At 45.6% G+C, this 23,717-nt stretch carries 20 protein-coding genes; 2 read left to right on the top strand and 18 right to left on the bottom strand.

Annotated features, from left to right (window positions below; genetic code table 11):
• Positions 1-289: 289 nt before the first annotated feature.
• The 7 genes from C805_RS14850 to C805_RS14825 all read right to left on the bottom strand — a co-directional run bounded on the left by C805_RS14850 (position 290) and on the right by C805_RS14825 (position 8,394).
• Complete coding sequence (locus C805_RS14850; RefSeq protein ID WP_016214697.1) at positions 290-1,687, bottom strand: glycine--tRNA ligase; 1,398 nt, start codon at positions 1,685-1,687, stop codon at positions 290-292.
• Between the two features lie 28 nt (positions 1,688-1,715).
• Entirely contained in the window at positions 1,716-2,336 is a 621-nt protein-coding gene (locus tag C805_RS14845) for a hypothetical protein (RefSeq protein ID WP_016214696.1), read from the bottom strand.
• A 58-nt stretch (positions 2,337-2,394) separates the two neighbouring features.
• Positions 2,395-3,204: a DNA repair protein RecO gene (recO, locus tag C805_RS14840; protein WP_016214695.1), complete on the bottom strand. Its 810-nt coding sequence runs from the start codon at positions 3,202-3,204 to the stop codon at positions 2,395-2,397.
• Positions 3,143-3,445, bottom strand: coding sequence for a hypothetical protein (locus C805_RS0105365; RefSeq protein ID WP_022751130.1), 303 nt, complete (start codon positions 3,443-3,445; stop codon positions 3,143-3,145). The genes recO and C805_RS0105365 overlap by 62 nt, the downstream gene beginning before the upstream one ends.
• A gap of 55 nt (positions 3,446-3,500) precedes the next feature.
• The gene (era, locus tag C805_RS14835) at positions 3,501-4,472 is read right to left on the bottom strand and encodes a GTPase Era (protein WP_022751129.1); all 972 of its coding nucleotides are present in this window, start codon (positions 4,470-4,472) and stop codon (positions 3,501-3,503) included.
• 7 nt (positions 4,473-4,479) lie between these two features.
• Entirely contained in the window at positions 4,480-7,395 is a 2,916-nt protein-coding gene (locus C805_RS14830) for an insulinase family protein (protein WP_016214692.1), read from the bottom strand.
• Between the two features lie 84 nt (positions 7,396-7,479).
• The gene (locus C805_RS14825; RefSeq protein ID WP_016214691.1) at positions 7,480-8,394 is read right to left on the bottom strand and encodes a mechanosensitive ion channel family protein; all 915 of its coding nucleotides are present in this window, start codon (positions 8,392-8,394) and stop codon (positions 7,480-7,482) included.
• 233 nt (positions 8,395-8,627) lie between these two features.
• Between C805_RS14825 and C805_RS14820 the strand changes: the two genes are divergently transcribed.
• The gene (locus C805_RS14820; RefSeq protein ID WP_016214690.1) at positions 8,628-9,896 is read left to right on the top strand and encodes an HD domain-containing protein; all 1,269 of its coding nucleotides are present in this window, start codon (positions 8,628-8,630) and stop codon (positions 9,894-9,896) included.
• 298 nt (positions 9,897-10,194) lie between these two features.
• On the opposite strand, the gene C805_RS14815 is transcribed toward C805_RS14820, so the two are convergent.
• From C805_RS14815 to tgt, 7 genes are all read right to left on the bottom strand, one after another.
• A complete protein-coding gene (locus C805_RS14815; protein ID WP_016214689.1) occupies positions 10,195-11,358 on the bottom strand; it encodes a phosphoglycerate dehydrogenase in 1,164 nt (387 codons plus the stop codon).
• A 1-nt stretch (position 11,359) separates the two neighbouring features.
• Positions 11,360-12,439, bottom strand: a complete 1,080-nt coding sequence (serC, locus tag C805_RS14810; protein ID WP_016214688.1) for a 3-phosphoserine/phosphohydroxythreonine transaminase — start codon at positions 12,437-12,439, stop codon at positions 11,360-11,362.
• Positions 12,423-14,120, bottom strand: coding sequence for a biosynthetic-type acetolactate synthase large subunit (gene ilvB, locus C805_RS14805; RefSeq protein WP_016214687.1), 1,698 nt, complete (start codon positions 14,118-14,120; stop codon positions 12,423-12,425). The genes serC and ilvB overlap by 17 nt, the downstream gene beginning before the upstream one ends.
• A gap of 14 nt (positions 14,121-14,134) precedes the next feature.
• Complete coding sequence (gene leuB, locus C805_RS14800) at positions 14,135-15,241, bottom strand: 3-isopropylmalate dehydrogenase (protein WP_016214686.1); 1,107 nt, start codon at positions 15,239-15,241, stop codon at positions 14,135-14,137.
• A gap of 366 nt (positions 15,242-15,607) precedes the next feature.
• A complete protein-coding gene (gene yajC / locus C805_RS14795; protein WP_016214685.1) occupies positions 15,608-15,925 on the bottom strand; it encodes a preprotein translocase subunit YajC in 318 nt (105 codons plus the stop codon).
• 209 nt (positions 15,926-16,134) lie between these two features.
• The gene (locus C805_RS25245; RefSeq protein ID WP_022751127.1) at positions 16,135-17,760 is read right to left on the bottom strand and encodes an Ig-like domain-containing protein; all 1,626 of its coding nucleotides are present in this window, start codon (positions 17,758-17,760) and stop codon (positions 16,135-16,137) included.
• Positions 17,761-17,824: 64 nt separating this feature from the next.
• Positions 17,825-18,952, bottom strand: coding sequence for a tRNA guanosine(34) transglycosylase Tgt (gene tgt / locus C805_RS14785; protein ID WP_016214683.1), 1,128 nt, complete (start codon positions 18,950-18,952; stop codon positions 17,825-17,827).
• Between the two features lie 190 nt (positions 18,953-19,142).
• On the opposite strand from tgt, the gene aroC reads away from it, so the two are divergent.
• On the top strand, positions 19,143-20,273 hold the full coding sequence (gene aroC, locus C805_RS14780; RefSeq protein ID WP_016214682.1) for a chorismate synthase: 1,131 nt from the start codon (positions 19,143-19,145) through the stop codon (positions 20,271-20,273).
• Positions 20,274-20,375: 102 nt separating this feature from the next.
• Here the strand turns inward: aroC and C805_RS14775 are convergent, their stop codons facing one another.
• The 4 genes from C805_RS14775 to C805_RS14760 are packed head-to-tail and all read right to left on the bottom strand — an operon-like array spanning position 20,376 to position 23,703.
• The gene (locus C805_RS14775) at positions 20,376-21,434 is read right to left on the bottom strand and encodes a lactonase family protein (RefSeq protein ID WP_016214681.1); all 1,059 of its coding nucleotides are present in this window, start codon (positions 21,432-21,434) and stop codon (positions 20,376-20,378) included.
• Positions 21,427-22,677 carry a peptidase U32 family protein gene (locus C805_RS14770; RefSeq protein WP_016214680.1) on the bottom strand — a complete coding sequence of 417 codons (1,251 nt, stop codon included), beginning with the start codon at positions 22,675-22,677 and terminating at the stop codon, positions 21,427-21,429. Before C805_RS14770 ends, C805_RS14775 begins: the two co-directional genes overlap by 8 nt.
• On the bottom strand, positions 22,631-23,323 hold the full coding sequence (locus C805_RS14765; RefSeq protein WP_016214679.1) for an O-methyltransferase: 693 nt from the start codon (positions 23,321-23,323) through the stop codon (positions 22,631-22,633). Before C805_RS14765 ends, C805_RS14770 begins: the two co-directional genes overlap by 47 nt.
• Positions 23,320-23,703: a hypothetical protein gene (locus C805_RS14760; RefSeq protein WP_016214678.1), complete on the bottom strand. Its 384-nt coding sequence runs from the start codon at positions 23,701-23,703 to the stop codon at positions 23,320-23,322. Before C805_RS14760 ends, C805_RS14765 begins: the two co-directional genes overlap by 4 nt.
• Positions 23,704-23,717: the final 14 nt, after the last annotated feature.

Raw genomic sequence — 23,717 nt, 5'->3', positions numbered from 1 at the left:
TCCCACCATATTCTGCCATTACACAAATACGACTGTACACTTCACAAAGCGCACATATATATTCTAACATATTTTGGAATAATAGCAAGTCTGTTTTTTTGTTTTTTCACGAATTTCACGCCGCCTGATTTCTGCAAAAGCCGGGCCGGGAATTCTGTACTGACGTACAGAAACGGGAAGCAGAGAATCCGCAGTCATTCTCTGTTTCCCGTTTTTATGTTAAGAAACCGCGCAGGATCTGTCTCCGGCCAAAGGCTGATGACCTGCCCGCTCCTCCATCTTTTGAGTATTAAAAATCAAATTTGTCAGCAAAATATGCATCCAGTTCTTCAATCTTCACCCGCTCCTGTTCCATACTGTCGCGGAACCTTACGGTCACTGCATTGTCATTTTCCGATTCAAAATCGTATGTAATGCAGAAAGGTGTTCCGATTTCATCCTGTCTTCTGTATCGCTTTCCGATATTTCCTCTGTCATCAAATTCACAGTTATATTTTCCGGACAACTGTGTGAAAATCTTCTCCGCTCCCTCATTTAACTTTTTGGAGAGGGGAAGCACACCGATTTTTACAGGCGCCAGAGCCGGATGGAAATGAAGCACGGTCCGCATATCCGGTTTTTCTTCTGTACCCAGGTTTTCCTCATCGTAAGCGGCGCAGAGGAATGCAAGTACCACCCGGTCTGCACCCAGAGAAGGCTCAATGACATAAGGAATGTATTTTTCTTTTTTCTCATCATCAAAATAGCTCATATCCTGACCGGAAGTTTCCTGATGGCGGGTCAGGTCGTAATCGGTACGATCTGCAATCCCCCAGAGTTCTCCCCATCCAAAGGGAAACAGGAATTCAAAGTCTGTGGTGGCTTTGCTGTAGAAGGACAATTCCTCCGGGTCGTGATCTCTGAGACGAAGTTCCTCTTCTTTCATGCCAAGGCTCAGCAGCCAGTCACGACAGAAGCCTCTCCAGTACTGGAACCATTCCAGATCCGTACCTGGTTCACAGAAAAATTCCAGCTCCATCTGCTCAAATTCTCTGGTACGGAACGTAAAGTTTCCAGGTGTAATCTCATTCCGGAAAGATTTTCCTATCTGGCAGATTCCAAAAGGAACTTTTTTCCGGGAAGTCCGCTGTACGTTTTTAAAGTTTACAAAAATACCCTGGGCAGTCTCCGGCCTTAAATAAACGGTATTTTTCGCATCTTCCGTAACCCCCTGGAAAGTCTTAAACATCAGGTTAAACTGACGGATATCAGTAAAGTTATGCTTTCCGCAGGTGGGACATGGAATCTGATGCTCTTCGATAAAACTCATCATCTGCTCCTGACTCCACCCGTCTACGGTACCTTCCAGTTCAATTCCCTTTTCTTCCGCAAAATCTTCAATCAGTTTATCTGCCCGGAAACGCTCATGACATTCCCGGCAGTCCATCAGAGGATCGGAAAATCCGCCCAGATGTCCGGAAGCCACCCAGGTCTGGGGGTTCATCAGAATGGCACAGTCCACACCTACATTATAGGGATTTTCCATCACGAATTTCTTCCACCATGCCTGCTTCACGTTATTTTTCAGTTCCACACCCAGATTACCGTAATCCCAGGTATTTGCAAGGCCTCCGTAAATCTCAGAACCGGGATAAACAAAGCCTCTTGCCTTGGCCAGCGCCACGATTTTTTCCATGGTTTTTTCCATACTGTTACCTCTTTCTTTTCTATTTCTTTTACTGATAAATCACATACACAAGAGACGATTCCTCTCCGTCCTCCACTTCCTCCGGAAGCTGTACGGACACGGTATCCTTTTCTTTCATGGTGGTATATTCAGAAGAAACATACTGAATGGTTCCGTCCACCTTCACGTCCACCTTCTCGCTTAAAATAATGACCTTCGCGTCCAGATCCGTTACCGTTTTGCTGTCAGCTGTTCCGGCTGCTTTTCCGTCTTCAATCTCTGTAAATTCTCCGTCAAATCCATAACCTTCCGCCAGTGCCTGGGGAATGGTACCGGAAAATAAAGTCACACCGTTAAAATCCTCATAATCCTCACATCCTGCATATTTAATCAGCAGTTTTGCAACGCCTTCCTCCACAGAAAATTCTTCCACGCTGACGCTCTTTTTTCCATGTTCTCCCTGATAATCCTCCACACGCTCATCAATATACTTCTTCAGTTCTTCCTCATCATAATAATCTTTGTCAAAATCTGCGATAGCCGCACTGACTACTGTGCCTTTTTTCTGTACGTATACGGTATCACGATCCGCCTCCAAAGATTTTCCACATCCTGTCAACAGCCCGGCCAGTGCCAAACATACCAGACCGATGGAAAATATTTTTTTCATGCTCAACCTCCTCAAAGTCTTATACGTGAATCCCACATATTATACTCTTTTCCGGCGGTTATTGCAACTGTTGATTTTCATCCGGGTGTTCACCGGTCTTTCGGGAAACAGGGACAGAAGCCATCAGGCTGTCATTTTCCTCCAGAATCTGAAGGGCATGAAAGTTCCGCTCCACATATACTGCAAGATATTCATCCATGATTTTTTCAAGATTTTCAAGAATCTCCGGAGAAAGGATAAAAGTATAGAGTTTTTCAATGTCAGAGGTAATGATATACTGCATGGCATAAAGAGTGGAAGCATTCAGAGGCACCGCCGCTCCCTGCTGTCCGCAGCGGCCGCAGAGGGTGCCTCCCCGCCTGGTGGAAAACCAGTGCAGTTCTTCTTCCCTGCCGCAGTTCAGGCAGGAAAACACATTGGGATATTCCCCGTTTATCACCAGAGTTTTCAGTTCAAAAATCCGACGTACCAGCCGATTCTCCAGACTCTCTTTTTCCAGAGCCCTCAGGGACTGGTACAAAAGTTTTAACATATGTATTTCATCGGTATTTTCTCTGGCATAGTAATCTGCCAGTTCCAGAAAATAAAAACCATAACAGGCGTTGTCAAGATTCCTGGCCAGCTCCCGGAAATAGTTGGATATTTCCCCTTTTATCACCGTATAGGAGCTTCGGCCCTCATACACCTCAAACTGACCAAAAGAAAAGGGGCTGCAGGCCGCCATCATCTGGCTGCCTGGCCGTCTTGCCCTTCTGACAAAGGCTGATATCTTTCCTCTCTCCTTTGTCAGAAGGGTTATACGCTTATCATATTCTCCCACCGGGACTGCTGATAACACCATGCCCGTCAGCACTATGGTTTGCCCCATATTCTTTCACGCTCCCGCTAATATGTTCCCTGTCTGCCGCCATAAAACCCGTTGCATCCCCTGAGACGCCCGCCGGATTCCAGCAGCCTTTGTAGTTTAAGTAATCCTGAATACTTCCTGTACTTGCAAATTTCATCCATTCCTGTTCCACCATCCGGATTCCCCCTTTGTTCTTCTGTTCCTTTCCGCAGCAGTCAGTCATCCTGTGCGGATTCCATCGGGCCTTTCGGCCATCTTTCATTCATTAGGGTATCCTGTCAGCAGCACAGATATACTATATAAATTCTGGCAGAAAATCAGCTTTCCTCATCCTTCCGGTACCCGAAATTCTTAATCAGAAATTCACTGTCTCTCCAGTCTTTCTTTACTTTCACCCAGAGCTTTAAGTTCACCTGATGTTCCAGCATTTTCTCAATCTCAAACCGGGCGTTGCTGCCTATTTTCTTCAGCATGGCGCCTCTTTTTCCAATGATAATTCCTTTGTGAGAATCACGCTCGCAGATAATGGTTGCTTCAATATCAATGATTCCGCCTTTTTTCCGCTCCTTCATCTGTTCAATGGTCACAGCGATTCCATGAGGAATTTCCTCGTCCAGGGCATGCAGGGACTTCTCCCGGACAATTTCTGCCACAATCTGACGTTCCGGCTGGTCTGTCACCGTATCCTCGTCATAAAACATGGGCCCATACGGGAGATATTTGAAAATCAGATCCGGCAGAATCTCCGTATTTTCTCCCCGCAGGGCAGAAAGGGGCACAATTTCCGCAAAATCGTATTCTTTCCGGTAAGTATCAATATACAAAAAGACGTCTTCTCTTTTCACCGTATCCGTTTTATTGATAATGAGTATCACCGGCGTATTTACCTTTTTCAGCTTCTCCAGAATATGACGCTCTCCAGCTCCGATAAACGTGGTCGGCTCCACCAGCCACAGAATTACATCCACATCATGGAGTGTCTGTTCCGCCACATTTACCATATATTCTCCCAGCCTGTTTTTGGCCTTGTGGATTCCAGGGGTATCCACAAATACAATCTGCCCTTTCTCCTCATCTGTGTACACAGTCTGAATCCGGTTTCTGGTAGTCTGGGGCTTTTTGGACGTAATGGCGATTTTCTGTCCGATGAGATGGTTCATCAATGTGGATTTCCCTACATTCGGCCTGCCGATTAAAGTAACAAATCCTGATTTAATTTTTGAATTCATATCCTCTCCTTGCTGCTGATTCTTCTGTGATTTAATATAGATTTCTTTTCCAGGGAACATTTCATCTCTAATACAGATTTTTCAGTTCCATGAACAGTTCCTTTTCCTCTTTCAGCTTTTCCTCATTGCCAATGACACAGAAAGCATGTTCCTCCAGCACTGCTTTTACCAGACCGGAAAGATTTCGGATATCTTCCTGTCCTGCATTCAGGATTTCTTCCCGCTCTTTCTGCAGCATTTCTTCTGTAACGCCAGTAAGATATGCAGTGGCGCTGCGCCCGGTTTTCCCGGCCGGAGTCAGAGGTGCATCCACGCTGCTGAATGTTCCGATAATATATCTGGTCATTTCCTGTTCATCTGCCTGAAAATGCTCCAGGTATTCCGGGATTTTCTCATAAATCTCATTGGTTTTTCCCAGATTCGGATCCCGGTAAGAAGCAAAATAACCGTCGCCGCTTCGGGTAAATCCACTCATGCAGCCATAGGCGCCGCCTTTTACCCGCACATTTATCCAGAGATAATCATAACCCAGCAGGACCTTCAGAATCCGCAGAGCTCCTGTATACCGGTAGCCTGCTCCCTTATAATTTCCGGCCCGGGCCACATACTGAACCTGAGAAGCATCCAGAAATCCCTCGTTTTTCTTTTCCAGAGAAATGTCCGCATTCTTCTTTTCCGGAATTTCGGAGGAAAGGATTTCTTTTATGGACGGAATTTTCCGTTCCACCAGCTTCATGCCTTCCGGCTCTGCCCCCACGCTGAACATCAGATTATCAACGCGGAAAATCCTGTCTGTCAGTTCTTCCAGCCTTCTGCTCAGCTCATCCTTCTTTTCCTCAAAATGCTCTTCCAGATCTTTTACCACCTGATAGAACTCAATGCCCTGAGTCATATCCGTATACCTGGCGCTCTCTGAAAAATAGGACATGGCCCGCATGGCGGAGGTGGAATGGCCGGCGCTGTTTAAAGTCATCTGAAGCCTTGATTTTAACTGAGCCAGAATTTCATAAAGCCGCTCCTGTTTCCGGAAGTTGCTGCCGGAAAGGATTTCCCGTACAAGCTCCATGGTTTTTGGAATCTCATGGTACAATGTTTTGACTTTTATCTCATATTTCAGAAGAATGCTGTCCTGCTCTGCATGGGGATAAATGCCGAAATTACTGAAAATCCCTCCCGTATGCAGGTTGATTTCATTGGCAAGCTCCTGAAAACTGTAATGTTCTGTATCCACATAGCCCAGCACGGACTTCAGAATTCCAAGAAAAGGAAAATCTTCCGCCGGCAAATCCCCTGTATCAAACATCAGGCTGAAATATGCAATTCCGTTGGTATCAATATCATGGCAGAGCATCAGGGTGCCGTCCACCTGTTCCGGACGGATATACAGTTTTTCTCCCGTCTTTTTGATATCTTCTCTGGAAAGCATGGGGATTTTGGCCAGATCCTCCGGCGCAGAAGGCTCCTCCTGATATTTTTTCAGATGATGGGTAAAATCCACAATTTCCTGTCGTTCCGTGGTACTCAGCGATTCTCTGTATTTCGCAAGCTGTTCCTTTAACGCTTCTTCTTTTTCTCCATTCAGTCCGTATTTTGGCTCTGCAATTACCAGGGTACTGTGAGGATTATCCAACAGATATTTCCGAATCAGTTCCTCAAAATATCCCGTTTCTACCTGACTCTTTAAATACTCAATAACTTCCAGTTCCTCCAGGTGCAGGAATGGCTGGCTGTCATCATAAAGCCAGCTGTCCAGACATTTGATGCCCAATAGCAGTCCTTTGGGAAACTGGCCGTAATCTGCCTCCCGGTACCGGAATTCATAACTGTTGATGCCTGCACGCAGGGATTTTTGGTTAATTCCCCTGTCTGCCTGCTCTTTCAATACCGTTCGGATAATATGCAGAAATTCTTCTTTTTTCTCCGGATTGCTGTTTTTTGCCATAATGGTAAAGAAAGGCTGCAGGCTGTTGCAGTCAAAGGAAGCCAGAATATCCTTTCCGATTCCCCCATCCAGCAGAGCCTGTTTTAACGGTGCTCCCGGTGCGCTGAGCAGGGCATAATCCAGTATATCAAAAGCCACATACAAAGTTTTATCCAGTATGGTTCCGATACTTACATTATAAGTCAGATATGTGTTGTCCCTGGTACTTTCGCCTCCTGCTATATTGTAGAAAATCGTTTTTTCTCTGCAGGCTGCAAATGGCTCCTGTTGTCTGACTTCGGAATCCACAGAAATTTTCCCGTAAGCGCTGAGATATTCCCGGTCCATCCACTCCAGCTTTTCTTCCATATCCATATTTCCATAGAGATAGATATAGGAATTACAGGGATGATAGTATTTCTGATGAAATTCCAGAAACCGTTCACAGGTCAGTTCCGGAATATTTTCAGGATTTCCGCCGGACTCGAACGCATAGGAAGTGTCCGGATAGAGGCTGTTTAAGATTTCCCGCTCCAGAACCCCGTCCGGGGAGGAAAAAGCTCCTTTCATCTCATTATAGACCACTCCATTAATTGTAAGAGGGCTGTCCATATCTTCCATTTCATAATGCCAGCCTTCCTGGCAGAAAATTTCCTTATGTTTATAAATATCCGGATGGAATACAGCATCCATATATACTTCCATCAGATTCTGAAAATCTCTGTCATTGCAGCTTGCCACCGGATAAATGGTTTTGTCCGGATAGGTCATGGCATTTAAAAATGTATTCAGAGAACTTTTTTCCAGTTCTATAAAAGGGTCTTTTACCGGAAATTTCTCGGAACCGCAGAGTACGGAATGCTCCAGGATATGGGCGGCTCCTGTACTGTCCAGAGACGGTGTCCGAAATCCGATATAAAATACCTTGTTTTCATCTTCATTGGATATGAGGCTGATTCTTGCGCCGCTTTTTCTGTGTTTCAGCAGATAGCCCGTAGATTTAATGTCTTCCAGTTTCTTTTCTTCCAGTAATTCATATGCTTTACAGTTTTCCAGATTCATAATTTACCATTTCCTTCCCTTTCTGTCTTACAGTTTTCCCATACAGGAGTATCATAATTTTCCATAATTGTCAACATGTCCTGGTTACGGCCTGAGGGATACCGTCAGCTGATTATAAGGAATTTCGATCTGATGTTCATCAAAGATTTCCTTAATCTGTTCATTCAGACGCCATTTCACTTTCCAGTAGTCTTCTGCCGCCACCCAGATACGACAGCCCAGTTTTACACTGCTGTCCTCCAGGGCATCCACAAAAACAGACAGTTCCTCGTCCTCCAGCCTGGCTTTTTCAGAAAGAAGCAGCTCCATAAGAAGTTCCTTCGCTTTTCTGATATCTGCCTCATAGGAAATTCCCACAAATACATCCACCCGTCGTTTATCCTGCCAGGTTACATTTGTCAGACTGGAGTTGGCCAGCATTCCGTTGGGAATCACCACTGTCCGGTTATCCGTGGTAACCAGTCTTGTATAAAAAATCATAATTTCAGACACAGTTCCTTCATTCTGATGTGTATCTTCCATTATATAGTCTCCAACTTTAAAAGGTTTAAACAATAAAATCAATACGCCTCCTGCGAAGTTAGAAAGGCTTCCCTGTAATGCAAGTCCCAGTGTAAGTCCGGCTGAACCAAGGACTGCCATCACAGAAGTGGTTTCCACGCCAAGCTGGTTGACCACTGCTATAGCCAGGATAAAATACAGGATAATTTTGAAAAAGGAATCCAGAAACTGCTTCACTCCCTCATCCACACCGGAACGCTCCAGCGCCCGGCCCAGTACCTTTCGCAGCCATTTTATCATCCTTTTTCCAATAAAATAAATAACCAGAGCAATCAATACCCGCACTGCAAAACTTACCAGATAAGGAACCATGTCTTCCAGGTAGCTTTTCAGTACCCCCGGTTTTGCAACTTTCTGCAGTTCCTGCAGTTCTGCCAGATTATCTGTCCTGTTTTCTGCCAGAACGTTTCCACATATCAGATTTCTTTCCACATTCATAAAGCTGTTTTCCCTCTCATTGTTTTGTTCCCGCATATGGCAAACCAGTCATCCGCAGTGGGATTTTGATTGACACCCGGCTTTAAATTCACTATAATTATAGTATAATATTTACAATAGAAAGGCAAACAATTTTTCAAAATTGTACAATTAATTCAAAACTTTCAGTCCGGCTGCTCTTTTCCGGGCATGAAAATCTGAACCGTTTATTTACCGGAAATGGAGGTGTATATATGAACAGTTCCCAACTCATTAACATTGTGGATGTGATACGTCATTCCTTCTGCCATCTGGACCCGCGGCTGATCAATCACGGAGAACGGGTTTCATATATTCTTATGAAAATGCTGACAGATACCAGCTATTATACGAAACAGGAGAAACAGGACATTTTCATGCTTGGCCTGCTCCATGATATTGGTGCGTACAGAGAGGATGAGATTGACTCCATGCTCAGCTTTGACATGGACGACCCCATGGCCCATTCTGTTTTCGGTTATCTGCTGTTTCAGAATTTTTCGCCCCTTCCGGAATATGCCGATGTTATTTTATATCATCATCATTGTAATGCCCAGTATTACCCGGTTCCTGTCAGCAATTACCACAGGGATATTGCAAGGCTGATTTATCTGGCAGACCGCATTGATATTTTCTGTGTCTTAAATGACGCCCAGGAACTGAATTCTTTTCTGGACACAGACAACTACGCTGTATTTTCTGATTCCAATATCCGCTGGTTTCGAAATGCAGATGAAAAATACCATATTCTGGAACATATCCGTACCGGAGAATATCGGGAAGAGCTTACGGAATATATCAGAAGCCAGATTACGCTGTCTGAGCCACAGGTTCATGATTACCTTATGATGTTTATTTTCTCTGTGGATTTTCGGAATGAGTATACTGCGCTTCATACCAGCTATGCAGTACATCTGAGTGAACAGTTTGCCGATACGCTGCACCTGTCATCTATTTCCGGCAGGACTGTTCAGCTGGCGGCCATACTCCACAATATCGGCAAAATTTCTCTGTCTGCTCACGTTACAAATGTAAATGACTATGACCGTTATCTGAAAGAACTGTACCAAAATTCCACATTAGATGTGACCAGAAAAATTCTGAAAGATGCAGTGGACCCTCAGATTATAAAGATTATTGATGAATCTTTTCTGCTTCTGGAATACTGGTCGGAAGACAGAACTGTAACTTTTACACCTGCTCCTGCTGCTGAGATTGTGGCCCTCTCCTATCTCATCAGTAATATTCTGACACACAGTGCAGATTTTACCTATCATGCAAAATTATTTGTATTTTTGAAGAAAAAATACCAGAGTTGTCATATGGACGATGCCATTCTGCTGGCGCTGGAAAAATATTTCCAGCAGATTATGGAAAAAACCTTTTCTTCCTGTTCTTCCGTATACCGCAGCTACCACCATATGATGGATGAGAAGCATTTTCTGAATAATATTCTGCTTCATTATAATTCAAAATATCAGTAATTCTCCGCCTGCAGCGGACTGCCTTAACAATTATTCCTTTTTCCCTGCAGTGCGATAATTATTTTAATTTACAGGAAATACTCTCACACATCAGTGTGACAGGGTGTTTCCTGTAGAATGAAAAGCTGTTACACCTGTGGTTTTTCAACCACTGATGTAACAGCCTTTATTTTCTTCTATAGGAAATTCCGCTGGATTTCCTATAGAAGAACAAAACAATGATGCGCAGCTCGCGGGGTTGATGTTTATTGCTGCGCAATCCGCTCGCGCGCGGAGAATGCGCTATGCGCATTCTTTTTTATTTAATTACTCTTACTCTCAGAACACTTTCAATCTTCTTCAGCTGCTCAATGGCCGCTTCTGTAACAGGTGAATCAATATCCAGAAGAGAATAAGCAAAATTTCCCCGGCTCTTGTTGGTCATATCGGAAATATTGATGTTATTGTCTCCCATTACAGCGGTGTATTTTCCGATGATTCCCTTTTGATTTCTGTGAAGAATGGCCACACGTCCGGCTCCGGCACAGACACCCATGTCACATCTGGGAAAATTCACGGAATTACGAATATTTCCATTTTCCAGATAATCCATAACTTCTTCTACCGCCATCACTGCACAGTTGTCTTCCGACTCTTCTGTGGAAGCGCCCAGATGCGGAATCACAATACAGCCTTCTTTTCCTGCAGTGGTGCTGTTTGGGAAATCAGACACGTATTTTTTCACTTTTCCCTCTTTGATGGCTTCCAGGATATCTTCCTCATCCACCAGAAGATCCCGTGCAAAATTCAGAATTACCACGCCCTCTTTCATCTTTGCAAATGCTTCTTTATTCAGCATTTTTCTGGTGTCATCCAGAAGGGGCACATGGATGGTAATATAATCGCATTCCTGATAAATGTCTTCCACGTTATTGATATGTTTTACGTTTCGTGACAGATTCCATGCGGCATTGACCGAAATAAAAGGATCGTATCCATACACTTCCATACCCATATGGGTGGCTGCATTTGCCACTTTCACACCGATGGCTCCAAGGCCGATAACGCCTAATTTTTTACCGGCAATTTCACAGCCTGCAAATGCTTTTTTAGCCTTTTCCACATCTTTGCTGATGGTCTCGCTGTCCTGATTTTCCAATACCCAGCCGATTCCTCCGGTAATGTCGCGGGAAGCCAGCAGCATTCCTGCAAATACCAGTTCTTTCACACCGTTGGCATTGGCTCCCGGCGTATTAAATACCACAATTCCCTGCTCTGCGCATTTTTCCAGGGGAATGTTATTCACTCCGGCTCCGGCTCTGGCAACCGCGCAGAGGTTTTCCGGCAGTTCCATGTCATGCATGGCTGCACTTCTCACCAGAACTGCCTGTGCCTCGTTGATGTCGTCTGTCTTTTTATATTCCTGGCCGAACAGGTCCAGGCCCACATTTGCAATGGGATTTAAACAATGATACTGGAACATTTTAATTCTCCTCTTCAAATTTTTTCATAAACGCCACTAACTTCTCCACGCCTTCTTTGGGCATCGCATTATAAATGCTGGCACGCATTCCGCCTACGGTACGGTGGCCTTTCAGATTCACAAATCCTGCTGCCTCTGCCTCTTTGACAAATTTTGCATCCAAATCCTTATTTCCTGTTACAAAAGGAACGTTCATCAGAGAACGGTCTTCTTTCCTTACGGTTCCTTTGAACATGGTGCTGGAATCCAGAAAATCATAAAGGATTTTCGCTTTTTCTTCATTGCGTGCTTTCATGGCATCAAGACCGCCCTGCTTTTTCAGCCACTGGAATACTTTTCCACAGATATAAATGCCATAGGCAGGGGGTGTATTATAGAGAGACTCTGCATCTGCATGGGTCTTATATTTCAGCATGGTGGGCGTGCCAGGCAGGGTGTCTTCTGTAATCAGGTCTTCCCTGATAATCACAATGACTACTCCTGCAGGCCCGATATTTTTCTGAACTCCACCATAAATAATGCCGTATTTCGACACATCCACCGGCTCGGATAAAAAGCAGGAGGACACATCTGCTACCAGCGTATGGCCTTTGGTGTTGGGCAGTGTCTTATATTTTGTACCGTAAATGGTATTGTTTTCACAGATATATACATAATCTGCGTCTTCCGGGATATCCAGATTGGAGCAGTCCGGAATGTAGGAAAAGGTCTCATCCTCGGAGGAAGCCACTTTTACTGCCTCTCCGTAATTCTGCCCTTCCTGAAATGCCTTTTTTGCCCACTGGCCTGTTACAATGTAAGCGGCTTTCTTATTCTTCATAAGATTCATGGGAATCATGGCAAACTGCTGGGAAGCTCCTCCCTGTAAAAACAGCACCTTATAATTATCGGGAATCTTCATCAGCTCCCGCAAGTCTGCTTCTGCTGTCTTGATAATTTTTTCATATACTTTGGAACGGTGGCTCATCTCCATAACGGACATTCCGCTTCCCTGATAATCCAGCATTTCCTCTGCTGCTTCACGCAAAACTTCCTCCGGCAAAACGGCTGGTCCTGCTGAAAAATTATAAACTCTGCTCATTTTTTTCCTCCTTCATGTCTTCCTCACTGAATACTTCGCTGATGGCTGCTCCAGGAGCTACCATGGGCCACACTTTATCATCACTGTCAATCACACAGTCAATTACCACCGGCCCGCTGCTTTCCAGGGCCTGGGCAAAAGCCTGGCTGAATTCTTCCCTGGTGGCGGCACGAATTCCCCTGGCCCCAAGGGCTTCTGCCAGTTTTACAAAATCCACACTGTCTTTTAATACAGTTGCGGAATAATGCTGTTCATAAAATAAGGTCTGCCACTGGCGTACCATTCCCAGTACATGGTTGTTGACCACCACCTGAATCAGCGGCAGATTCTGACGCACTGCTGTGGCAATTTCATTCATATTCATACGGAAACATCCGTCTCCGGCAATATTAATCACCTGTTTCTCCGGATTGGCCATCTGCACTCCTATGGCGGCTCCCAGTCCATATCCCATGGTGCCAAGGCCTCCTGACGTAATCAGTGTACGCGGCTTTTTGTATTTATAGAACTGGGCCGCCCACATCTGATGCTGGCCCACTTCCGTCACTATTATGGCATCTCCCTTTGTCTGGCGGTATATTTCTTCCACAAGACAGGGGCCGTTTAATCCCGTATCATGATATTTCAGAGGATATTTATCCTTGTATTCCATGATTTTCTGAATCCATGCTTCATGATTCTGCTGTTCGACTCTCCCATTCAGACGCAGGAGAATTTCTCTGATATCTCCGATAATGTGAGCATCTGTCACAATGTTTTTGTTGATTTCCGCAGGATCCACATCAAATTGCAGGATTCTGGCATTGGGAGCAAATTTTTTCGCATTGCCTGTGACCCGGTCGCTGAACCGGACGCCCACCGCGATCAGCAGATCACACTCACTTACCCCGTAATTGGAGGTTTTGGTTCCGTGCATTCCCAGCATTCCGGTATAAAGACGGTGGCCTCCGTCAAAGGCCCCTTTTCCCATCAGAGAATCGGCCACCGGAGCATGCACTTTTTCCACAAATTCCAGCAGTTCCCGGCTGGCTTCTGAGATAACTGCTCCGCCTCCCACAAAGAAATATGGTTTCTCAGATTTCTGAATCATTTTCACTGCCTGTTCCAGAGCTTCTTCCGTAATTGTCTCATAACATCGTTTTTCCGGCTCTATGGCAACAGGCTGAAATTCTGTCCGGTTGGCTGTCACATCCTTTGGAATGTCCACCAGTACCGGTCCCGGCCTGCCTTTCCTGGCAATTCGAAAGGCTCGTCGTATGGTTTCTGCCAGTTTTTCCACTTCTTTTACAATAAAATTATGCTTGGTAATGGGAGTTGTGATTCCCGCAATATCAATTTCCTGAAAACTGTCTTTTCCCAGAAGGGAAACACCCACATTACAGGTAAGGGCCACCATGGGAACGGAATCCATATAGGCAGTGGCAATTCCTGTAACCAGATTGGTGGCTCCCGGACCGGAAGTGGCCAGACATACCCCCACCTTTCCGGTGGATCGGGCATAACCGTCTGCCGCATGGCTGGCTCCCTGCTCATGGGAAGTCAGCACATGCTTTATCTCATTACTGTGCTTATATAATTCATCATATACATTTAAAATGGCTCCTCCCGGATAACCAAAGACAGTATCCACGCCTTGCTCTTTCAGACATTCAATAACAATTTGCGCTCCTGTCAGCTGCATATTTTCTCCTCCTGTCAGTTTCGAATCTTTTCTGCAATCAGGTCGCCCATTTCCACGGTTCCCACCTGAGTCACAGATGTTTTTCGTTCTTCTTCCTGAGGCATAATATCTATGGTACGATAGCCTTCCTGCAGCACCTGTTTTACTGCAAGTTCCACTGCGTCTGCTTCTTTATCCAGATCCAGAGAGTACCGCAGAAGCATTGCAGCACTCAGAATGGTTGCAATGGGGTTGGCAATTCCTTTTCCTGCAATATCCGGCGCAGAACCTCCGCTGGGCTCATACAGACCGAATTTCGTATCATTCAGGCTTGCTGACGACAGCATTCCGATGGAACCCGTCACCATACTTGCCTCGTCTGATAATATATCACCAAACATGTTCTCTGTCAAAATCACATCAAACTGTTTCGGATCCTTTACCAGCTGCATGGCACAGTTGTCTACCAGCATATGTTCCAGTGTTACCTCCGGATATCCTTCTGCCACTTCTTCCACAACTTTCCTCCAGAGTCTGGAGGAATCCAGCACATTGGCCTTATCCACGCTGGTAACTTTTTTCCTGCGCTTCATGGCAATATCAAAGCCCCGTCTGGCAATTCTGCGGATTTCCTTTTCATTATATGTAAGGGTGTCTTCCGCAGTCATTACACCGTCGCGTTCTTCCGTTACCCGCTTTCCAAAATAGAGCCCTCCGGTCAGCTCCCGCATAATCATCATGTCAAATCCGTCCCCGATAATATCCTCCCGCAGCGGACAGGCTTCCTTCAGTTCCTCATAGAGATAAGCCGGCCTTAAATTTGCAAAAAGATTCAGGGATTTGCGCAGTTTTAAAAGTCCTGCTTCCGGTCTTAAATCCGGCGGAAGCTGATACCAGGGCGAGGTGCTGGTATTTCCTCCGATGGAACCCATCAACACTGCATCTGCTGCCTTTGCCTGTTCAATGGCTCCCTCGGTCAGAGGCACTCCTGTGGCGTCAATGGACACGCCCCCCATCAGTATTTCATCAAAGGAAAAAGTATGTCCGTATACTTCTCCCACTTTTTCCAGTATTTTTCTTGCTTCTCTTACGATTTCCGGCCCGATTCCATCCCCGGAAATCACTCCAATACGATAATCCATGCTCACTGTTCCTCCCTGCATTTCTATGATAACTGGCCGATTCCTGTAAATGGAAACCAGACTTTCTGACTTTCGTTACAGGCTTCGGATTCTTCTGGATTGACAAAAATTTATCAATACTACTATAGTATATTTATTCCTGAATTTCAACCGGAAAAGACATTTTTCTTTTTCATGGGTTCCATAATTCCAGGTTATGGCAGGATTGGTATATCATTATATTTTGGTATGGTTCTCACTCCCTCCAAAGCAGTATTTCATTTTTCCGCCTGGCAGGATAATTGTTTTTATCTTACCGGTAAGCCGAAAGAATTTCCGGTAAGACAAAAAGACACTCCCCGACTTCCGCCTGAGAATGCCCTCATTTTACTTACTTTCTTTTTCCACCGCTTCTTCCGGTTTCTCTACCATTGCAATGGCTGATTTCTGCATGGGAATACGGCAGTTCTTATTATTTCCAAACTCCATAATAACCGTATCTGCTGTAATATCAATGACCATTCCGTAAAAACCGCTGGTGGTCAGCACAGTGTCGCCTACTGCCAGTTCAGCCAGCATTGCATTCTTTCTCTTGTTCTCTTTCTGCTGCGGACGTATCATCATGAAATAAAGAGCTACCAGCATGACTAAAATCCAGATAATGGAAAATCCGGCCGCTGCCTCTGTTTGCGCTAAAATAGACATTTCTTTTCCTCCTAATTGTCCATGTTCCCGAAACCTGTAAATCTGTTCCAGGGTATTTTTCCTGCTATGCCTGTGCAGACACAGGCCTTTTCTCTGCGACAAAATTTTACGCATTTATACTATTGTACACAAAATGCCAGCCGAAAGCAAGCTATTTCTGCGGATTAATAAAAATTGCAGTTACAGTCCGTACCACCATCTATTGTAAATCACGGGATAATCTTCTTTAAAACTTCCTCTGCTCCCATTTTCCGTATTCCTTCTTTATCTGTAAGCAGCCCGGAATCCCAGCGCATTTGCCCGGAACCTGTCAGATAAGAAGCAGCTCTTGCACAGTCCGGATATTTTTTATACCAGTCCGGATAGTAAGTACGCATATAATGTTCTGCCAGTTCTGTGGCACGGCTGCTCCTTCCATCCGGAAGACGCGTTCCGCACAAAAGAACCCCCGGCGGACTTGCATGTAACAGCACCACGCTTCCATCCTCACACATACCCAGTGAAATCCATACATGTCCGCTCATACTCATAATATCCCCTGGTTTCCAGTTTTTCACATTACGGGCAGGCGTATAGCCTCCAAATCCTTTCATTGCCAGGCTTTCCGCCATACCGGAGGCTTTTTCCACATAACCGGTTCTTCCGCCGGCAGTTTCCATTACGTTGTATATCACCCAGCCCACATAGCCGGAGCAGTCCAGTCCGTCATGAATCTGGTATCTTGTATTTCTGTAATTGTATGAACTGTCCTGCATCTCATAAAATGCCCTCCAGCGGGGGCTTTCCCCAATACTTACCGCCTCTTCTCCCGCACCTGTATCTGCTTCGTTCCATCCGCCGCCCCAGACATACATCGTGTGGCCCAAAGGTATTTTTGCGGTGAGCAGCAGATTCAGCAGCGTCCGCTTTCCTGGCCGGGCTGTGGTCTGCAGCGGTTCTTTTTTCACCTTTCTGGCTATAACCTTACTGGCCTTTCCACAGACTTTTCTGTGATTGATGATTTTATATGCCTTTATCCTGATGTAATACTTCCTGCCTTCCGTAAGGCCTTTCAGGGTGGTTCCGGTAACGCTGTTTTTCCCGATTCTGATTTTTCCAACATGCTTTTTGAAATTTTTATCCGGGGCATATTCCACGATATATCCGTCTGCTTCTTTCTGTCTGACCCAGGATATGCCAAGCTGTCCGGGGGTTTTGTTATTTAAAGATTTCATCCGTGGTTTTCCCGGCAAAACTTTTATTGTAATTTTCTTTGAAGCAGATCTGTAATTACGATCCCCGGCAGTTACCGTTATCACTGCCTCACCGCATTTTTTCACAGATACCCTGCCCTTACTGTTCACGTCTGCAACCCTGGAATTGCTGCTTTTGTATCTGACCGGACTTCTGGCAGATGCCCCGATGGAAAAGGCCCGGTCTTTATATGTTTTCGTATAAGAACGTTCCGGTACCTTCAGCTTCGCATCGCCCTTCTTCACCCTTAACTGAATGGTCCTGACAGCCTCTTCATATTCCTCCGTAGCCGATGCGCGGATTGCAATCTGTGTAATCCCCACTCCGGTCAGTTCCACCTCTCCGGTCATCTCATTTATTTTAGCAGCCTCTTCATTACTGCTGGCGTAACTTAAACTGCCGTTCCCGTCTGTCTTTGCATCCAGAAAAAAATTCGGCCTTCCCATTTCTTCTGACAGGTCTGAAGCGGTAATTGTCTGAATCTTTTTTGTCAGTATTTCCGGTACCGGCTGGGCAGATACGGTCCGTAGAAAACGCGTTTCCAGCAGAAGTACGGACAAAACAAACAGAATCGTCATAAATTTTACATGTTTCCTTTTCATAATCCCGGATACTCTCCTGCAAACTGTTTTACGTTTCCGTCCCTGTATTGTCATTCCTGAAATCTCACTTCTGGCCCATTCCGTATAATTTCTCTTCTTTATAAGAATGAAACCGTTCCTGGTCCAGGGCCTCTCTGATTTCTTCCATCATGGTATTATAAAAGTACAGGTTATGAAGGACGCACAGCCGCATTCCCAGCATTTCTTTTGCTTTCAGAAGATGGCGGATATAAGCCCGGCTGTAGTGGCGGCAGGCCGGACACTGGCACCCTTCTTCTATGGGTCTGGAATCTCTTTCATATTTCTGATTGAACAGATTCATTTTTCCCTGATTCGTATACAGATGGCCATGGCGCCCGTTCCGGCTGGGATATACACAGTCAAAAAAGTCCACGCCCCGCTCCACCCCTTCCAGAATATTGGCGGGAGTTCCCACGCCCATGAGATAAGTTGGCTTTTCCAGAGGCAGGTGAGGCACCGTCACATCCAGAATATGATACATTTCCTCATGGCTTTCTCCCACTGCCAGCCCGCCGATGGCATATCCGTCCAGATCCAGTTCTGCAATCTGTTTCGCATGTTCCACGCGGATATCGTCAAAAATTGCGCCCTGATTGATACCAAACAGCATTTGCTTTCTGTTAATGGTGGTTTCCATTCCATTTAACCGTTTCATTTCCTTTTTACAGCGTTTCAGCCAGCGGGTGGTTCTGGCCACGGAATGTTCCACATAAGAGCGTTCTGCCACGCTGGAAGGACATTCATCAAAAGCCATGGCAATGGTGGAGGCCAGATTGGACTGAATCTGCATACTTTCCTCCGGCCCCATGAAAATCCTCCTGCCATCTATATGGGACTGAAAATATACGCCTTCTTCTTTGATTTTCCGCAGTCCCGCCAGAGAAAATACCTGAAATCCGCCGGAATCTGTGAGAATGGGCCTGTCCCATACCATAAATTTATGCAGGCCCCCCAGCTCCTTTACCACTTCATCCCCCGGACGTACATGGAGATGATAGGTATTAGACAGCTGCACCTGCGTTTTTATCTCCTGTAAATCCTGAGTAGACACCGCTCCTTTAATAGCTGCAACCGTGCCCACATTCATAAATACAGGCGTCTGAATAACACCGTGTACCGTATGAAATTCTCCCCGTTTGGCCCGGCCTTCCTGCTTTAACAGTTTATACATAAATATTTCCTTTCTTTGTACCGTTCAGTGATTTTGCTTTCCACAGATTTAATAACAGAAATCAGTATACCAGAATTCCATGTCTTTCTCAATAAAATACTTTCTTTTTTCTGAAAGATTGGATATAATGAAGCAAACGCCTCCCGCAGGGTGGGAGGCGTTTACAGGATTATCAACTCAGGAGGTTTTTATGGCAGGCTCAACATTCGGCACTCATTTTAAAATCACCACCTGGGGGGAATCTCACGGAAAAGGCATCGGTGTGGTAGTGGATGGCTGTCCCGCAGGACTCCCTCTGAAGGAAGCAGATATACAGACATTTCTGGACAGAAGAAAGCCGGGACAGTCCCGGTTTTCCACACAGCGGCAGGAAAATGACAAAGTGGAAATCCTTTCCGGCGTATTTGAAGGAAAAACCACCGGAACTCCCATCAGCCTTATGGTATTTAACCAGGATCAGCGTTCCAGGGATTACGGTGATATTGCCTCTTACTACCGTCCGGGACATGCAGACTATACGTTTGACATGAAATACGGATTCCGGGACTATCGGGGCGGCGGACGTTCTTCCGGTCGGGAAACCATTGGCAGAGTGGCCGCCGGGGCAATCGCAGCTAAAATCCTGGACCGGCTGGGCGTTTCCTTTCTGACTTACACCAGAACTGTGGGCCCGGTCTCCATATCCAAAACTCCAAAAGAGCTGCTCTTTGAAAATCCCAAACAGGTGATTTCCCGTATTCTCTCCAATCCGCTGTATATGCCGGAAGAAAACGCCTGTACAAAAGCTCAGGAATTTCTGGAAACATGTATGGAACGGAAAGATTCTGCCGGAGGCATTATTGAATGTATCATTACCGGTGTTCCTGCCGGGATAGGAGAACCTGTTTTTGACAAGCTGGACGCAAATCTGGCCAAAGCCATTTTTTCCATTGGAGCGGTAAAAGGCTTTGAAATCGGCGACGGTTTCGCTTCCGCCTCTGTCATGGGCTCTGAAAATAATGACAGTTTTGAAATAAGAAATGGCAGTCCCGCCCTTTCCAGTAACCATGCCGGAGGAATTCTAGGCGGTATCAGCAATGGGGCCCCCATTATTTTCCGGGCTGCTGTCAAACCCACCCCCTCCATTTCCACGCCTCAGAATACCATCAACAAAAATGGGGAACCTGTGGAAATTTCCATTCACGGCAGACACGACCCGGTTATTGTTCCAAGAGCCGTGGTAGTTGTGGAAGCAATGGCCGCACTGGCCATTCTGGATCTGATGTTAGAACACACAGGCAGTCAGATGGAAAGTCCGGAACAGTTCTACCGGAAGGACTGATTTCAGATACATCTGTATCTGCACGCTTTCTCATATTATTTATGATATGGCAGTACATACAAATAACCCCCATGAAACGAACTGTTTTCATGGGGGTTAAAATTACTGGGAAAGTTTGTGAATATGAATACAGTTGGGCTGGTCAATGGCAATGGGCCTGCCTTTCATAAGGAAATATTTCTTCTCATAATCCACATGGAATGTCATAATTTCGTTGGTGTCATGATTCAGACTTACAAAATGCTGTCCATCCGGGAAAACTGCAATGGACTTGGGGTAATCCCCGCTGATTTTGGAATCGCATATCATGGTCAGTTCACCATTTTCCTGATTGATGGCATAAATAATAACAGAATTGGCACCTGCGTTGGAACAGAACAGATATCTGCCGTCCTGGCTTACTTCCATACCGGAAGCGCCGCAGTTTATTTTCTCTTCTTCATCTACCGTGGGAACACTCTGGATTCGTTCAAATTCCGGCCCCTGAGGCGTACATGCATAAGTATAAACATCCACCTCATTGCTTTCCTCGCACAGTACATAAGCATAATTTCCATCTGGAGTAAACCGTATCATTCTCGGAGAAGATTCCAGATGTTCCCTCAGAATATCCGCAATTTTCATTTTACCTTTTTCATAGTCAATCTGATAAATCTTCACCTGATCCAAACCACCATCTACTGCACAGAGATAATACTGTTTCGGCGTCAGTTTTACACAGTTTACATGGGGACGGTAATTGCGTTCCGCAATACTTCTTCCCATACCCGTATGGAAAATTCCGTCTGCAATCTCACCGATGCTTCCGTCTTCGTTCAGTCTCATCATGGTGACCCGGCCGTCGTGATAGCCTCCCACAAACAGATAACGGTTTTCTCTGTCCACATCCACATAGCACCCGCGCATACCGCCAATCCATTTCTCATTTATGGCCTCCAGATCCCCGTCCGGAAGGACTTTAAATGCGGCAACACCTTCGTCTGCAATGGAATACAGGAATTTTCCATCTGCTGAAACGGTCAGGTGGGAAGGATTGTTAATGGGAATTACTTTTCGCTCCGTCATACTTCCCTCTTCCACGTCCACATCATAAATATGGATTCCTACGCTGGTTCCATGGGTATAAGTCCCCACATATGCTACATATCTGTCTTTATTCATCTGCCTGTTCCTCCTTTTCCTGTCTGCGCAGAATATCAAATTCTGCCAATGGCTGTCCTAAATCAATATATAACACCTGTCTGGGATGGGGTGCTGACTCCATCTCGTTTCCTTCTTCATCCTGAATAGATTTCACCGTTACCGGTATGTTATCTCCATTCGGCTTCATCACCTCAATCTGTTCTCCAACTGAAAACTTGTTTCTCTGTTCTATCCGGTATAATCCGTCCTGATTTCTTTCCCCGACGATTCCAAGATAGGTATATTCCTTCGTATAAGTATTGCTGTCATAAATCTGTGTCTGTTCATTCGGTTTTCCAAAGAAAAATCCCGTAGTAAAATGCCGGAAAGTACAATTGGAAATCTGCCCTGTATACCAGGGCATGTGCTTCCGGTAGGTTTCTTCCGAAATAAAATAGTCGTCAATGGCTTTCCGGTAGGTTCTTGCCGCTGAAGCCACATAAAGAGCTGTTTTCATTCGGCCTTCAATTTTGAAACTGTCAATTCCGGCCTCCACCAGCTCCGGAATGTGTTCAATCATACACAGATCTTTGGAATTAAAAATATAGGTTCCCCTCTCATTTTCATAAACCGGCAGATATTCTCCCGGCCTTGTCTCCTCCACCACCGCATATTTCCAGCGGCAGGGATGGGTACAGGCTCCCTGATTGGCGTCCCGACCGGTAAAATAATTGCTGAGCAGACATCTTCCGGAATAGGAGATACACATGGCGCCGTGAATAAACGTTTCTATCTCCATATCCTCCGGTATTTTTTCCCGGATTTCCAAAATTTCCTGCAAAGACAGTTCTCTGGCAGAAACCACACGTTTGGCTCCAAGTTTATGCCAGAACCGAAAGGTCTCATAATTGGTATTATTAGCCTGAGTGGAAATATGAAGTTCCATTTCCGGCAGCAGTTCTCTGGCAATGGTAAAAACACCGGGATCAGAAATGATCAGGGCGTCCGGACTCAGCCTTTTAAGTTCAGCAAAATACTCCCTGATTCCCTCCAAATCATAATTGTGGGCCAGGATATTCGCTGTCACATACACCTTCACACCATGTTCATGGGCAAACTGAATGCCCCGCTCCATATCCTCCATGGAAAAGTTTCTGGCTTTTGCACGCAGACCGAACATTTCTCCACCGATATACACCGCATCCGCACCAAAAATTACAGCCACTTTTAAAACTTCAAGGCTGCTGGCCGGCACCAGCAGTTCCGGTTTTTTCCTGTTCATTGCTCTCCTCCTTTACGCTGACTGTCACCCCGTCGCCAATGGGCAGTATGGAAGTCCTCAGACCTTCCATATGCGTCAGCTCATAAAGATAATCCCGCATCCGTTTATGTATGGTGCGGTTTCTTCTGGTAACTGCAAAACGGGACTGAATAATATCTCCGTCCTGCAGCACATTATCGGATACCAGCACGCCTCCTGTTCTCAGCAGGCGCATTACTTCCGGGAGAAAATGAATATACTGTCCCTTTGCAGCATCCATAAAAATAAAATCATAACTGCCGGTGAGTTCTTTCAGAACCTGGGCGGCATCCCCCTCTGACAATTTTATCACATTCTGCTTCCCTGCGCGCAAAAAATTTGCCTTTGCAACGGGAATTCTTTTTTCATAGTTTTCTATGGTGGTAATTTCACAGGGCACCGGATTGCTGTCTTCCATCAGCAAAGCGGAAAATCCCACCGCTGTCCCCACTTCCAGAATACGTTCCGGCCGGTTCATGGCCAGCAGCAGTTTTAAAAGGTTCTGTGTTTCCTTTCGGATCACAGGCACAAAGGTACGACGGGCCTCCTCTTCTATCTCTGCCAGCAGCCCGTCAGTTCCTCTGTCCAGAGAATTGATATAAGTAACAAGACGTTCTTCCACTATCATTCTTCTGTTTCCTCCAGGTCCTCACCTGCCAGAACCTGTATCAGTTCTTCCGGCGTCCAGGAAGTGTTCAGCGTATATTTCCCCTGCCTGATTTTATCTCCGCCGGCGAAAAGGCGAAGCTGTATGGCAAACACGATTCCGCTGTCCACCAGCCCTTTTTCCTCCAGCAGGCTCCCAAGTTCTGTAAGGGACATTCCATCATAGTACCGTACTGAAATATCTCTCCCCGGTTCCCGGTCCACGGCCGGCTCGGTAAAGATCCGATATCCCAGGTCATAGGCGGCATTTCCCGCCTTTAACACCACAAACAGAATCAGTACCAGGAGCAGGATGCTTAATACACTGTTTACTATATTCAGTACCACCTTGCTGCTTCTCATAACATTCCCCTTTT

The sequence above is a fragment of the Eubacterium sp. 14-2 genome (assembly GCF_000403845.2).
GTDB lineage: Bacteria > Bacillota > Clostridia > Lachnospirales > Lachnospiraceae > Petralouisia.
The sequence above is the reverse complement of the archived record's forward strand: the minus strand, read 5'-3'. Positions and strand labels throughout refer to the sequence as shown.

Bases quoted from the DNA above. Each gene is read 5' to 3' on its own strand.
- C805_RS14850 (WP_016214697.1), bottom strand. From the start codon at position 1,687: ATGGAAAAAACCATGGAAAAAATCGTGGCGCTGGCCAAGGCAAGAGGC.
- C805_RS14845 (WP_016214696.1), bottom strand. From the start codon at position 2,336: ATGAAAAAAATATTTTCCATCGGTCTGGTATGTTTGGCACTGGCCGGG.
- recO (WP_016214695.1), bottom strand. From the start codon at position 3,204: ATGGGGCAAACCATAGTGCTGACGGGCATGGTGTTATCAGCAGTCCCG.
- C805_RS0105365 (WP_022751130.1), bottom strand. From the start codon at position 3,445: ATGAAAGATGGCCGAAAGGCCCGATGGAATCCGCACAGGATGACTGAC.
- era (WP_022751129.1), bottom strand. From the start codon at position 4,472: ATGTTCCCTGGAAAAGAAATCTATATTAAATCACAGAAGAATCAGCAG.
- C805_RS14830 (WP_016214692.1), bottom strand. From the start codon at position 7,395: ATGAATCTGGAAAACTGTAAAGCATATGAATTACTGGAAGAAAAGAAA.
- C805_RS14825 (WP_016214691.1), bottom strand. From the start codon at position 8,394: ATGAATGTGGAAAGAAATCTGATATGTGGAAACGTTCTGGCAGAAAAC.
- C805_RS14820 (WP_016214690.1), top strand. From the start codon at position 8,628: ATGAACAGTTCCCAACTCATTAACATTGTGGATGTGATACGTCATTCC.
- C805_RS14815 (WP_016214689.1), bottom strand. From the start codon at position 11,358: ATGTTCCAGTATCATTGTTTAAATCCCATTGCAAATGTGGGCCTGGAC.
- serC (WP_016214688.1), bottom strand. From the start codon at position 12,439: ATGAGCAGAGTTTATAATTTTTCAGCAGGACCAGCCGTTTTGCCGGAG.
- ilvB (WP_016214687.1), bottom strand. From the start codon at position 14,120: ATGCAGCTGACAGGAGCGCAAATTGTTATTGAATGTCTGAAAGAGCAA.
- leuB (WP_016214686.1), bottom strand. From the start codon at position 15,241: ATGGATTATCGTATTGGAGTGATTTCCGGGGATGGAATCGGGCCGGAA.
- yajC (WP_016214685.1), bottom strand. From the start codon at position 15,925: ATGTCTATTTTAGCGCAAACAGAGGCAGCGGCCGGATTTTCCATTATC.
- C805_RS25245 (WP_022751127.1), bottom strand. From the start codon at position 17,760: ATGAAAAGGAAACATGTAAAATTTATGACGATTCTGTTTGTTTTGTCC.
- tgt (WP_016214683.1), bottom strand. From the start codon at position 18,952: ATGTATAAACTGTTAAAGCAGGAAGGCCGGGCCAAACGGGGAGAATTT.
- aroC (WP_016214682.1), top strand. From the start codon at position 19,143: ATGGCAGGCTCAACATTCGGCACTCATTTTAAAATCACCACCTGGGGG.
- C805_RS14775 (WP_016214681.1), bottom strand. From the start codon at position 21,434: ATGAATAAAGACAGATATGTAGCATATGTGGGGACTTATACCCATGGA.
- C805_RS14770 (WP_016214680.1), bottom strand. From the start codon at position 22,677: ATGAACAGGAAAAAACCGGAACTGCTGGTGCCGGCCAGCAGCCTTGAA.
- C805_RS14765 (WP_016214679.1), bottom strand. From the start codon at position 23,323: ATGATAGTGGAAGAACGTCTTGTTACTTATATCAATTCTCTGGACAGA.
- C805_RS14760 (WP_016214678.1), bottom strand. From the start codon at position 23,703: ATGAGAAGCAGCAAGGTGGTACTGAATATAGTAAACAGTGTATTAAGC.